Origin of the sequence: Vibrio sp. B1REV9, from assembly GCF_905175395.2 — a bacterium.
In the GTDB taxonomy this organism is placed as follows: domain Bacteria; phylum Pseudomonadota; class Gammaproteobacteria; order Enterobacterales; family Vibrionaceae; genus Vibrio; species Vibrio alfacsensis.
This window is the reverse complement of the sequence record NZ_CAJIMW020000221.1, coordinates 759504-773231: the sequence shown is the minus strand read 5'-3', so window position 1 is coordinate 773231 and position 13728 is coordinate 759504. Positions and strand designations below refer to the sequence as shown.

10 protein-coding genes and 1 pseudogene are annotated in these 13728 nt (G+C 44.5%); 6 read left to right on the top strand and 5 right to left on the bottom strand.

From position 1 onward, the window contains the following. Positions 1–9 precede the first annotated feature (9 nt). From KHN78_RS03990 to rlmM, 6 genes are all read left to right on the top strand, one after another. Positions 10–954: a flagellar motor protein MotB gene (locus tag KHN78_RS03990; protein WP_164837213.1), complete on the top strand. Its 945-nt coding sequence runs from the start codon at positions 10–12 to the stop codon at positions 952–954. A gap of 294 nt (positions 955–1248) precedes the next feature. Then, complete coding sequence (gene thiI / locus KHN78_RS03985; protein ID WP_211919877.1) at positions 1249–2697, top strand: tRNA uracil 4-sulfurtransferase ThiI; 1449 nt, start codon at positions 1249–1251, stop codon at positions 2695–2697. Positions 2698–3214: 517 nt separating this feature from the next. Next, on the top strand, positions 3215–4135 hold the full coding sequence (locus tag KHN78_RS03980; protein WP_211919876.1) for a transcriptional regulator GcvA: 921 nt from the start codon (positions 3215–3217) through the stop codon (positions 4133–4135). Further along, complete coding sequence (locus KHN78_RS03975; RefSeq protein ID WP_211919875.1) at positions 4116–4739, top strand: alpha/beta fold hydrolase; 624 nt, start codon at positions 4116–4118, stop codon at positions 4737–4739. The genes KHN78_RS03980 and KHN78_RS03975 overlap by 20 nt, the downstream gene beginning before the upstream one ends. Then, the gene (locus KHN78_RS03970; protein ID WP_211919874.1) at positions 4729–5127 is read left to right on the top strand and encodes a DUF423 domain-containing protein; all 399 of its coding nucleotides are present in this window, start codon (positions 4729–4731) and stop codon (positions 5125–5127) included. Before KHN78_RS03975 ends, KHN78_RS03970 begins: the two co-directional genes overlap by 11 nt. Beyond that, entirely contained in the window at positions 5124–6215 is a 1092-nt protein-coding gene (gene rlmM / locus KHN78_RS03965; protein WP_211919873.1) for a 23S rRNA (cytidine(2498)-2'-O)-methyltransferase RlmM, read from the top strand. The genes KHN78_RS03970 and rlmM overlap by 4 nt, the downstream gene beginning before the upstream one ends. Before the next feature lie 116 nt (positions 6216–6331). Here rlmM and xni read toward each other — a convergent pair whose 3' ends face one another. The 5 genes and pseudogenes from xni to queF form a co-directional block, all read right to left on the bottom strand. Then, positions 6332–7114: a flap endonuclease Xni gene (gene xni / locus KHN78_RS03960; RefSeq protein ID WP_211919872.1), complete on the bottom strand. Its 783-nt coding sequence runs from the start codon at positions 7112–7114 to the stop codon at positions 6332–6334. 58 nt (positions 7115–7172) lie between these two features. Further along, complete coding sequence (ppnN, locus tag KHN78_RS03955) at positions 7173–8549, bottom strand: nucleotide 5'-monophosphate nucleosidase PpnN (protein ID WP_128811459.1); 1377 nt, start codon at positions 8547–8549, stop codon at positions 7173–7175. Between the two features lie 253 nt (positions 8550–8802). Continuing rightward, positions 8803–10368: a GGDEF domain-containing protein gene (locus tag KHN78_RS03950; protein ID WP_211919871.1), complete on the bottom strand. Its 1566-nt coding sequence runs from the start codon at positions 10366–10368 to the stop codon at positions 8803–8805. A 99-nt stretch (positions 10369–10467) separates the two neighbouring features. After that, a pseudogene (locus tag KHN78_RS03945) lies at positions 10468–12752 on the bottom strand (tetratricopeptide repeat protein). A gap of 93 nt (positions 12753–12845) precedes the next feature. Continuing rightward, the gene (gene queF / locus KHN78_RS03940) at positions 12846–13691 is read right to left on the bottom strand and encodes an NADPH-dependent 7-cyano-7-deazaguanine reductase QueF (protein ID WP_211919870.1); all 846 of its coding nucleotides are present in this window, start codon (positions 13689–13691) and stop codon (positions 12846–12848) included. Positions 13692–13728 lie beyond the last annotated feature (37 nt).

The window sequence follows — 13728 nt, the reverse complement described above, 5'->3', positions numbered from 1 at the left end:
GGCCTGATAATGGATGAAGATAATAAATGTAAGTGTCCCCCACCTGGCTCACCGGCATGGATGGGGACGTTTGCTGACTTGATGTCTCTTTTGATGTGTTTCTTCGTGTTGCTACTTTCATTCTCAGAAATGGATGTACTGAAGTTCAAACAGATCGCGGGTTCGATGAAGTTTGCGTTTGGTGTGCAAAATCAACTGGAAGTGAAAGACATTCCCAAGGGAACCAGCATCATTGCTCAAGAGTTTCGTCCGGGCCGTCCGGAGCCAACTCCGATTGATGTCATCATGCAACAAACGATGGACGTAACGCAGCAAACCCTTGAGTTCCATGAGGGAGAATCCGATCGCGCGGGTGGTACAAAGCGTGATCAAGGTAAGCTGACTGGGGGACAATCGCCAGAAACGTCAACACAGAATAATCAATCAGCAGAAACAGACATGCAACAGCAGCAGTCTGAATCCACCTCGCAAGAGATGGAAACCTTGATGGAAAGCATCAAGAAAGCGTTAGAGCGTGAAATCGAGCAAGGGGCGATCGACGTTGAAAACCTTGGTCAGCAGATCGTTATTCGGATGCGAGAAAAAGGAGCATTTCCTGAAGGTTCTGCATTCTTACAACCTAAGTTCCGTCCTTTAGTGCGTCAAATCGCGGAATTGGTGAAAGACGTGCCGGGCATAGTGCGTATTTCGGGTCACACGGATAACCAGAAGATTGACTCGGAGTTGTATCGTTCAAACTGGGACTTATCTTCCCAACGTGCGGTGTCTGTTGCGCAAGAGATGGAGAAAGTCAGAGGTTTCTCCCATCAACGTTTGCGTGTTCGTGGCATGGCGGATACTGAACCATTGGTCCCGAATGATTCTGATGCCAACCGTGCGCTCAATCGCCGTGTTGAAATTAGCATCATGCAAGGAGAACCACTCTATAGTGAAGAAGTGCCCGTCATTCAATAGTCGAACATTGGTTACTGCGCGGAACTGACCTAACGATGCGGATTTAGAGTGTAATGACGGATCGCCGTTTGTGGAATACCACAGAGTAGAGTCGTCAGTTGCTTCCAACGTATATACTAAAAGCGAGCGTGAGCTCGCTTTTTTTGTCATTCCATTTCGCTTAGGTGTATAATCTTGCGCCTTTAAAGTGAGCACATGAAAGTACGTGTGAACAACACGCGCTTTGCTGCGTATAAATGCTTTATGCAGAGTGTCACTCATTGTTGATTGCGAAACTAACCTGCGAACAAAACTATGAAATTTATTGTAAAGCCCCATCCAGAAATTTTTGTTAAAAGTGAATCGGTGCGCAAGCGCTTCACAAAGATTTTAGAGTGTAACATTCGTAACATCGTGAAGAACCGTACCGAATCTGTTGCGGTATTCAACCGTCGTGATCACATTGAAGTGACGTCAGAGAAAGATGATTTCCACGCGGAAGTCTTGGAAATCCTGACACACACGCCAGGCATTCACCATGTTCTAGAAGTAAAGCAGTCTGATTTTACCGACCTGCACAACATCTATGAGCAAGTGTTAGAGCTAAGCCGTGAAACGATTGAAAACAAAACGTTTGTGGTACGTGCGAAACGTCGTGGTAAGCATGACTTCACGTCTATCGAGCTAGAACGTTATGTTGGCGGCGGTCTTAACCAAGCGGTTGAAAGTGCACGTGTGAAACTGCATAAACCAGACGTAACGATCAACGTTGAAGTGAATAATGACAAACTAAATCAAGTATTGGCGCGTCATAAAGGTCTAGGTGGCTTCCCTCTAGGAACGCAAGAAGATGTATTAAGCCTGATTTCTGGCGGTTTCGACTCTGGTGTATCAAGCTACCTTCACATCAAACGTGGTTCTAAAGTTCACTACTGTTTCTTTAACTTAGGTGGTCCTGCTCACGAAATCGGCGTTAAGCAGGTTTCTCATTACCTATGGAACAAATACGGTTCTTCAGCAAAAGTACGTTTTATCTCAGTAGATTTTGAGCCTGTCGTGGCTGAGATCCTTGAGAAAGTTGATGATGGCCAAATGGGCGTTATCTTAAAGCGTATGTTCATGCGTGCGGCTGGTAAGGTTGCAGAGAAGTTTAAGATTGAAGCATTGGTGACGGGTGAGGCGCTAGGCCAAGTTTCAAGCCAAACGCTAACTAACCTTCGCCACATCGATAACGTCACTGATACGCTGATTCTGCGTCCGCTTATTAACTGGGATAAAGAAGACATCATTAACCTAGCGCGTGATATCGGTACAGAAGACTTCGCGAAGACAATGCCAGAATACTGTGGCGTTATTTCTAAGAAGCCTACGGTAAAAGCGATCAAAGGAAAACTGCTCGCAGAAGAAGAGAAATTCGACTTCAGCATTCTTGATCAAGTGGTACAAGAAGCGCGTGTTATGGACATTCGTGATATCGCGAAAGAGTCTGAGCAAGCAGCACCTGAAGTAGAACAAGTTCAAGCGGTAGAAGATCACGCTATTGTGTTGGATATCCGTAGTCCTGAAGAGGAAGACGATAACCCACTGGAAATTGATGGTGTTGATGTTAAGCACATCCCATTCTATAAGCTAAGTACTCAATTTGGTGATTTAGATCAGTCTAAGACTTACCTATTGTACTGTGAGCGTGGGGTGATGAGCCGTCTGCAAGCTCTATACCTGCAAGAGCAAGGGTTTAACAACGTAAAAGTTTACCGCCCGTAAGCTTGTTGAAAAACAAATAGCTAAAAAGCGCAAACTGAGAAATCAGTTTGCGCTTTTTTCGTTTCATAATCTGAAAAACGGGTCGCAATGAGATGGTAATATTGAACGCAATCGTATCTTTTGGAATTAGTATTGATATAACGATAATTAATCCGAAATCGAGATGGAAAAGTGATCTTAGTGCCAATATTTTGTTGCGGGCGGGGAGAATTGTGCAGATAAAAAAACACCGCCAAAAAAAGGCGGTGTAACAAATTTGACAGACAGGTCAAAATAAATACAGGAAGTATATGTTTTGTCACAAGAGTCATGCACAAAACATCATGGTAGAAATCTACCTAACTCGAAATACGAGTTTGCAAACACAACATCGCAACAACGAACCAATTGATTCACAAATAGAATCAAGCCGTTCAGGCTCGTTTTGCGGGGTGAAATATAGAATTTATCTGGCTGTTCGACAACGGACATTTTATAATGTTTCAGATAAAAAAAACTAATCCTACTGAGGTCCTATATGTCTCGCAGATTGCCTCCACTAAATTCACTTCGAGTGTTTGAAGCGGCTGCCCGCCATCTTAGCTTTACTCGAGCTGCCGAGGAGTTGTTTGTGACTCAAGCGGCCGTGAGTCACCAAATTAAAGCTTTGGAAGAGTTCTTGTCTTTGAAACTTTTTCGTCGTCGTAACCGTTCGTTATTGTTGACGGAAGAGGGACAAAGTTACTTCTTAGACATAAAAGATATCTTTACTTCGATTGCTGAAGCAACTGATAAGGTGTTGGAACGCAGCGAAAAAGGTGCATTGACGATCAGTTTACCACCAAGCTTTGCCATTCAGTGGCTTGTTCCTCGGTTAGCGCATTTCAATGCTCAAGAGCCAGATATTGATGTTCGTATCAAAGCGGTAGATATGGATGAGGGCTCACTGACAGACGATGTCGATGTCGCTATCTATTATGGTCGAGGTAATTGGCCAGGTCTGCGTGCGGATAAGCTCTATCAAGAGTTTTTGATCCCACTTTGTTCACCTTCGTTACTTTTAGGTAACAAACCATTAGAATCTTTAAGTGATCTCAAGTTACATACTTTGTTGCACGATACCTCACGTAAAGATTGGAAACAGTTCGCACGCCAGCACAATGTGGATGGTGTCAATGTGAACCATGGTCCTATCTTTAGTCACTCGACGATGGTGCTACAAGCTGCTGCTCACGGACAAGGGGTCGCACTGGGTAACAACGTGCTTGCTAAGCCAGAAATGGAAGCGGGCCGTTTGATTGCACCATTTGATGAAGTGTTGCTATCGAAAAACTCTTTCTACGTTGTCTGCCATGAGCAGCAAGCTGATATGGGGCGTATCGCCACCTTTAGAGACTGGATGCTTGCAACGGCGAGAAAAGAACAAGAGGAAGTACTGGATGAGCCATTGGATAGTTGAGGGACCTAAAAACGGACCACTGTTTATTTTTGCTCATGGCGCAGGTGCAGACATGGATCATGATTTCATGAGTGCCGTTGCCAAAGGGTTAGTTGAGCAAGGGGTACGAGTGGTGCGTTTTAATTTCCCTTATATGGTTAAGCGCACTGAAGATGGTAAAAAGCGCCCGCCAGATCGAGCCCCCAAACTGTTAGAGGCTTATGAAGAAGTGATCACTCACTTTACTTCCCAGCCTATCGTTATTGGCGGTAAATCGATGGGCGGTAGAATGTCGAGTTTGCTCGCTGACAATGCGTTGGTGGCTGGTGTTGCATGCTTGGGGTTTCCATTCCATCCGCCAGGTAAGCCTGAAAAATACAAAGGTGAGCACCTAGCGACAATCAACAAACCGACCCTTATTTTACAAGGTGAGCGAGATACCTTTGGTAAGCGAGAAGAATTCGAAAGCTTTACGTTTTCTGAGAAAGTTGCGGTGAGTTTTATGCCTGATGGTGACCATAGCTTTAAGCCTCGTAAGCGTTCAGGCTATACAGAGGCGGGTAATATTGCACTCGCTGTTGAGCAGCTAGCCGCCTTTATTAAAGAGGTGTACAGTGAAAAGTAAGTGGTTACTCTCATTTACAGGCATTTCAGGTCTAATATCTGTGGCATTAGGTGCTTTTGCTGCGCATGGTTTGAAAGCGAAATTGTCGCCTTATTTGCTTGGTGTTTTTGAAACCGGCGTTTTATACCAATTCATCCACACCTTGGCGATCGCGTTTTGTGCGGTTTTGGTGTTGGTCAATTTGGGACAAAAAGCACAAAAATATTTTTTCATTGCCGCGATTTGCTTTATCATCGGCATCTTTTGTTTTAGCGGCAGTCTTTACGCGCTGGCGCTGACGGGCATTAAGTGGTTCGGACCAATCACTCCAATGGGGGGATTCATGTTCATGATCGGCTGGTGTCTGTTCTTTATTGCTGCGTTTAATATCAAAGAGGTCTCCAAGTGAAACAACTAATGCTCTATTGCCGTGCTGGCTTTGAGAAAGAGTGTGCTGGTGAAATTCAGGACAAAGCAACACAGTTGGAAGTGTATGGCTTCTCTCGTGTGAAGAAAAACTCAGGTTATGTTGTCTTTGAGTGTTACCAGGATGGAGACGCCGATAAACTAGCAAAAAGCTTAGATTTCAGTGCGCTGATTTTTGCTCGTCAAATGTTTGCCGTTGCTGCTGAGTTTGAATCGTTACCAAGTGAAGACCGCATTAGCCCAATTCTTGCGGAGTTGTCTGAAGTGGCATCATTTCCTCGTTGTGGTGATTTACGTATTGAAACGCCAGATACGAATGAAGCGAAAGAGCTGTTGAAGTTCTGCCGTAAGTTTACCGTACCGATGCGCCAAGCAATGCGCGGTAAAGGTCTGATGTGGAACAAAGATAACGCGAAAAAACCAGTGCTGCACATCTGTTTTGTGGCACCAGGTCACTGTTACGTGGGTTACTCATACCCGGGTAACAACTCGCCGTTCTTTATGGGTATTCCTCGCCTTAAGTTTCCAGCAGACGCGCCAAGCCGTTCAACACTGAAACTGGAAGAAGCTTTTCATGTATTTATTCCTCGTGAAGAGTGGGATGAGCGTCTAGCACCGGGTATGTGGGGCGTTGACCTAGGTGCGTGTCCAGGTGGTTGGACTTACCAATTGGTGAAGCGTTCGATGTTCGTTCACTGTGTTGATAACGGTATGATGGCTGACAGCCTAATGGAAACGGGTCAAATCAAGCACCACATGGTGGACGGCTTTAAGTTTGAACCTGACCGTAAGAACGTAACCTGGATTGTGTGTGATATGGTTGAGAAACCAGCACGCGTGGCGCACTTGATGGGACAATGGCTGCTGAAAGGCTGGGCTAAAGAAGCGATCTTTAACTTGAAGTTACCAATGAAAGGTCGTTACGATGAGGTGCTTCAAGATCTTGAGAACTTAAAAATGTTCCTGATCGAGAATAAAGTGAAGTTTAAGCTGCAAGCTAAGCACCTGTACCATGACCGTGAGGAAATCACGATTCACATCCAGTGCCTATCGAACATTTCTCCGCATTAATTTTAACGAAATGATGCTGTAGAGATTTCAGATTCAAAAAAGCGCCCATTTTTGTCGGCGCTTTTTATTTATCTGACGTCAGGGATTGGTCAAAGAGCCTGATGGTTAATCCGAGTTTATTCCGTTTTATTTGGGCCAGTGAAACGAATATCTTGCAGGTTGAAGCCAAGCTCAATATCGCATTTAAGTGCCGCAACGCGTTTACATAAACGTGCTGACTCAATATGTTCATCAAACTTCTTACGATACTTAGGCGCAAGATCGTCACTGGCATAAGCCACTTCAATATCTTCATATTGCGTCAAGATGTCTTTCGCTGCTTTTGGTCCAACTCCAGGAATGCCAGGCACTTGGCTTGAGCTGATCCCCGTTAATCCCCAGTAATCAGTCAGTTGGCTTGGTTTCACACCAAATTCTTTTTCAATAAAAGGCTCATCCAACCAACGATGCTGAAAGTAATCACGAATTTGAAGTGTTGGGGAGAGCAGTTGGCAATAGCCTTTGTCTGTTGAGACAATCGTGACCTTTTCACCATGGCTTGCTACCTTGGTTGCCAGTGTCGCCACTAAATCATCGGCTTCGTCTCCCTCGGACAGCAAAGAGTCGATACCTTGTTCCCACCATGCCTGTTGGATGGCATCTAAACCTTGCATTAACGGTTCGGGCATTGGTTTACGGTTTTGCTTATATTCAGGAAGAATGGTTGCGCGCCAACCACGGTCTTGCTCATGGTGATCAAACACCGCAATGATATGAGTCGGTTGAGCCTCAGAAAGGATGCGTGATAGTGTTCGGCCCGTTGTTGTTATCGTTCTTGCTATGTCGGTCGGATCGGCCTGTGCAGAGTGCACGCGACGGATCAAATTTAGGGCATCGATGATAACAAGATGAATAGACATAATGACTTAGCAATAAAAAAGGGGCGTAATGCCCCTAGTGTAACGAAACTACGCTGTTCTATCGAGTCGCTTTTTCTGGATGAGCGATTCGGTAGCAAGGTTCGTAAGCGGTACCGCCTGGAAGTTTCATTCGATGTTGTTCGACGAAATCTTGGAGCAAGATATCCAGCTTGTGCATCAATGAAGATTCACCATTGATAACAAATGGGCCTTTTTGCTCGATCTCACGTATTCCCTCTGCTTTTACGTTACCCGCTACGATACCAGAGAAAGCTTGACGCAATGTGGCCGCCAATACTTGAGGTTTCTGGTTTAAGTTTAGGTTTAAGCTTTCCATCGATTCATGGTTTGGTTCAAACGGCAGTTGGAACTCAGGTTCTATTTTTAGTGACCAGTTAAAGCTGTACGCGTCACCTTTCTCTTTTCGGTGCAGTCGAACGTCTTCCATTGAACGCTTCATAATGCGAGCAACTTCCGCTGGATCATCAATAACGATCTGGTAGTGTTTCTGTCCCTCTTCACCCAGTGTATCGGCAATAAAGGCGTCAATGGAGCGGAAGTAGGCCTCACTCTCTTTTGGACCTGTCAGTACGATTGGCATTGGCTGATCAGCGTTTTCTGGATGCATCATGATGCCCAAAATGTACAGCAGTTCTTCTGCTGTTCCTGGGCCACCAGGGAAAATGACAATGCCATGTGCCATACGAACAAAAGCTTCGAGACGCTTCTCGATGTCTGGCATGATCACCAGCTCATTCACGATTGGGTTTGGTGGCTCAGCGGCAATGATTGAAGGTTCGGTTAAACCTAGGTAGCGTTGCTCGGTGTAACGCTGTTTAGCATGACCAATTGCGGCTCCTTTCATTGGGCCTTCCATTGCCCCCGGCCCACAACCTGTACAGATATTAAGTTCACGCAAGCCTAGCTCGTTACCTACTTCGCGAGTGTATTGGTATTCGGTCGCATTGATCGAGTGACCACCCCAACAAACCACAAGGTTAGGTTCAATACCGGGGGTTAGCGCACCAGCATTACGCAAAATACCAAATACAAGGTTCGTAATGTGGGTGGCGTTGGTGAGATTCAGTCGCTGGTTGTCTGCGAGGTGCATGTTGACGTAAACAATGTCACGCAACACAGAGAAAAGATGCTCTTGAATACCTTTGATTATTTCACCATCGACAAACGCGTGCTCTGGGGGATTCGCCAGCTCCAGCTTGATGCCGCGTTCGCGGCGCACAACGTTGACATCAAAAGATTGGTGTTTATCAAGCAGCTCTTTTGAGTTATCGGTATGGCTGCCAGAGTTGAGTACCGCGAGTGTACAGTTGCGGTACAGTTGATAAAGATCACTCGATGCCGTTTTCTTTAGGCGTTCTACTTCGAGTTGAGATAGCAAATCCATGCTACCAGCAGGGCTGATATGAGTAATCATAAGGCCTCCTTGCTATTGCAATATGTAGAGGAAAAACACCAGTGCTCTGACTAATTTATTCGTATGGTTAGAGTGTGTCGACTGGTGGACATTATTTTATGGTAGACAGCGATCTATAGTAGACATTGTCTTATGGCGTTTAATTAGCTTAGCAGACTTAGAGAAGAGAAATGTGATAACTCATTGAAAATTTGAGGCTATTGTAGAGTAAATGCTAAGAATATGGCTTGTTTGTTGTTTTTTTTGAGCAACCTTAGTTCCAGTCAACTTGGTTTGGACCACGCTGCTTTGCATTTCTTTGCATAACGCCTAAGCGATTTAATACATATTCTGGCGTGTCAGATTCTTTAAATGACGTAGAAACGGCAGTGAGCGTGATCATGATGTTTTGCTCACGGAACTTAAATGGCAATTTGCTGATATCCTTTTGGATATTCTTCATTAACTCAAGGGTATATTCTTCAGGTTGTTCTGGGATAAGCAGAATAAACTCTTCACCACCAAAGCGAGCCACAGTATCTGTTTTCTCTGTTCGTTTTAAAATGGTTCGCGCAATGATTTTTAATGCTTTGTCACCAGCGGTATAGCCGTAACTGTCGTTGATGGCTTTGAAGTTGTCGATATCAAACAATACGGTGCGCAAATTTTTCTGTGAGCGAATCCAACGGCGATATTCCAATTCCATACGATCGGCAAAAGCGGCTCGGTTGTATACTTTCGTCAGTGGATCTTGCAACATACGCTGCGCTTGGTCTTCTAACCGGCGGCGGTAGTCTTGCGTTGTTTCAAATACGGATTCGAGTTGGTTCTTATTGTAATTCAAACGATCTTGAAGCGCTTGTTCTCGCGCTTCCGCCATTTTAAGGCGTTCCGTTAACGAGGCCATTTGAGCGAGCAGTGGCGTCATTTCTTGCTTGAGCTCTGCGATGTCATTCGCTTGTGTTAATGACTTTTGGCTAAGGTTGACCAAATTTGTCATCTCTGCATTCAGTTCTTGTCGGTGCTCAAAATAGTTTTCATGCTGATCGACATTTTGGTGCGCGGTTTTTAGATGGTTAGCAAGAGAAGTATTGAGCTGCTCTAAAAATTGTTCTGATGCTTTTCGTTCTGCTTTGGTTGCATCGATGACGAGCTTAAGCGTATTTAAGGTTAAATCGATTAATGATTCTGCATTGGTGCCTAAAAGTAACTTTGAGCGAATCTCTAGAAGTTGATCTCCGGCATCGCCATCAAAATCCAGCTCAGTAATGGCGTGTTGTAAGTCGCTTGCCAAACACTCAAGTTGAGGTTTATCTGGACCATTTTCTAGATCGGATAGATTCAGACGAGAGTTGGTTGTGATGATCTTTAGCGCGCGTTCATAGATGCTGAGTAGCTTGATGGCTTGATCAACATTTTTATCGCTATTTACATCGGAGAAACTCATCAAGTTACGCAGTTCTCGCTTGAGTTGCGCAGGCAAACCTGTGATGCGTTGTAGGGTCGCACCGCTGTGTTTGACTTGATCGGTCAGGTATTGGTTTTGCTTGCTAACAGTTTGTGAATTCTGCTTAAGCATCCTTTCTAGGACCGCGAGGCGGGGGATAAGTGAACTGATGTCTTTTGGATGCTCGAGTTCTTGCTGAATCTCGAGCAAATAATCAGTGACGTGCGAATTTGAACCATGGCACGCAGAAGCCAAGGACGCCACAACGCGTTTGAGAACTTGTTGCTCACGTTTAAATTTGAGCGAACTATCACGATGAGTCAGGCGGAGTTGGTCAAGTTGACAACTCAGCTGATGAAGCTGTGATTGAATATCGGATTCCAAGATTCCCATGAAACGAATGCAGTTAAGTCCATGTACTACTGACAATTAAGTGATGATAACAAAAAACGTAATAGCGTCATCATTTGTTTATGCTTAACGGGCGGGTAATTATCCATTTTTTAATATTTTTTTGATATCGTCCTCATTCTTGTACGAAGAATGAACCTTTATTAGACCTTGATTAATCGCATGTTTACACGCCGTTCTAATATCATCGGTTGCAAAACTTGCTGCAGGTGCGTTATCGATCGCTTTTAAGAAGACCCAATGGCTCTGTTTATCTTTCAAGCTCACCTCACGGGCTACGTGGGTAGCAAGTAACAAGAGATCCAACAGTTCTTCATCGTTAATTGCTGTGTAAGCTCGAGGTAAGAATGGGTAGTCACTGATACCCATACGAATGGTTCTATTGACATTATGTCGCTGTGCAAATTCATCAACCCAACTTTGGAATTTCTCAAACGTTGCTTCACCAGACGTATTTCGATCGGCATTGGGTTCAATATAAAGTAAGTTCGCATCCGAGAAATGGTATAAGCGAGTCGGTTTTGTCACTCTTTCTGCTAAAAATTCACCAAAGGCTCGCTCTAGCTCTAGGCCCGCTTTGTATCCGTGTTGTACGTACATACTGCGTAAAAATGGCAAATCAATCATCACAAAACGAAGACGGTCGTTCAGTGGCTCGTGAATTAATTCCCCCATTTGCCATTGTTCGAACGTGTCGCTGGATTTCTTTAATGAATGAGACAGTTTTACATTGAGCATGCGGAGATTACGCAGACGAGAGCGTGAATGCGTAAAAAGGTCATTACGTAATTTGTCTATTTCCGCCATTTGCTTTTGCATTATCACACCACGGCGCATGATAAATAGGAACATCACCAATACGGTAATAAATAACGCAAACGAGATCTTTTGGAACTTGCGATGTTCCATTTCGACCAAAGACAGTTTATCGGTTTGACTAACATAGTGAATACTTTGCTCCGCAAACTCCTTTTGCTGACGAAACGCATCCTCACTAATTTGGTTAAGCTGCTTTTGCTCCAGGCGAACAAGATTGATGTATTTCTTAAATGCTTGTAAAGAGGTGCGGTATTCTCCGACTTGTTCGTAACCTAACCCGAGTAAACGGTAAGATTGTTGTTTAATGAAACCATCTGCGTTGGGCAGTTTTTCTAAAATATCGAGTGCTTTATTCGCATTTTCAATCACCAACCTACCATCATTTTGATGGTAGGCGAGTCCTGAATGCAATAATGCTGCCTTGGCTTTTAAGTCAGGGAAGTCAGTGTACTCTAACAATTCTGTCGCGCGATCAAGATACTGGTCTGCCAAAGGATAGTTATATAGCTGTAAGTATGTTGCCGCGAGGCTTAAGCGGAGATTGATACTGCGACCGATGTCTTTATCGGTGCTTGGGTGGTCCATGACGTTGAAATAGTGGACAAGTGCTAAGTTATATTTACCTTGGTAGAAGTAAACGTCGCCCATTTTTTCTAGCACGTGAGCCAATATTGGCGAATTTGGGTAAGTGTCATAAAAATCTGCCGCTTGAGATAAGTATTCAATAGCTTTGTCGTACACTCGGCGTTCTTTAAATAGTCGCGCCAACAATCGGTTTACTTTTGCTAACTTACCGCCGTTGTCACTTTCAATGGATTGCCAATAGGCGTATAGCAATTCTGAGAGTGCAAGGTTGTACTTTTTGCAGTTGAGATAAAATTCACCGACCGCAGTGTGATAGTCAATGAGCGTTAGCTCAGAACGAGTACTACTGAGTATTTTTTTGCTTCAGAGTAGTAACGCTCCGCACTGAACATATCTCCGCTGTGTGAAGCAAGAAGTGCACGTTGCATGATTAATCGATAGCGTATGCTGTCAGTGCGCAAAAGAGTGACATTATTGCTTTCGATTTGCTGTTCAATGTGATTAAGATTTTGTTCGCCTGTCGCATAGTCTTTATTGCTTAACCATAACATTTGATTTCGCATTAGCTGTACGTCTAGGCGCATATACGGAAGTTGATACTCCGTTGCCAACCTTTCTGCTTCATTGAGGTTTTCAATCGCACCTCGAATATCACCCATTGTAAAGTCAGCTTGAGCGATGATCTTATGTGCTTCAATCGTACTGTTGGGTGTGCGAATACTGCGGTCGGTCTCTTCGCGGGACATCGCAGATGGACTTCCATTCTCTTGACGTTCCGTTAATTCGCGTTGCAATAAGTAGTTTTTGGCGACTTGCTTGGCTTGTGACGGATCAATCTCTGCCAGCTGTTGAGCTTCATTGAGTAAAGCGGAAGATAAAATGGTCGCGTGAAGTGGCTGTGCTAATAATAAGCAAAGAAAGCCAATCAGCCTGATGAAAAGACGCGAACTGTCCCCAAACATCCTTTTCGTTCCCTCGAACTGTGTCGTTTTTGAATGTGCAATATTAGAGAAAAACACCCAGCAATCCAACTCATTGCAGGGTGTTTTAGAGCATTATTGACGAGCCATACGATTATTGTGTGTGGGCTTATCCTGTTCAGTTGAGCGGTAAGGGTTGATATCCAAGCCACCACGGCGAGTGTAACGTGCGAAAACCGTCAGTTTACTTGGTTGGCAGTATTTCATTAGGTCAGTGAAAATACGTTCAACACACTGCTCGTGGAATTCGTTATGCTCGCGGAAAGACACGAGGTAACGAAGCAGTTTTTCACGGTTTAATTTTGCCCCTTGGTAACGAATTTCGACGCTACCCCAGTCCGGTTGGTTGGTGATCAGACAGTTTGATTTTAATAGGTGGCTGTGAAGAATTTCTTCGACCTGCTCTTCACCTGCAGCCCCCTCAAGTAATGTGGCATCAAATTCGTAGTCAGTGATTTCGATGTCTTGATCGTCAATACATTCCCCTTCCATCGTGACGATAGGTTGGTTGGTGTAGTGGTTCACCGGGTTTACTTCCACAAGCACTCGCTCGCCTGCGCATGCTGACAAATCTTGAATGAGACGCTCAGTGACTTCTTCCCAGCTTGTGAAACGCGTTTGGTTGTAGCTGTTTAGATACAGTTTGAACGACTTTGATTCAATCAAGTTTGCGCTGGTTGCAGGAATGTACACTTCACCTACCGCAACTTGAGGTAAGCCTTTATCGTTTAACCAAGAAAGTTCGTAGAGTGTCCAGATGTCATGGCCCAAAAACGGTAGGCTATCGCCTAGCTCTAAGTCATCACGGTTTAGACTGCGAGGAACGGGTTGCAGCAAGCTCGCATCGTATTGGTTTGCGTACTCGGTCTTTTTACCCAGAGTCAGGCCAGCAAGCTCTTTAGCGTCAGAATATTTGCTCATACTTTGTGGTCATTTTCGATTAGAATGACGAGAATTT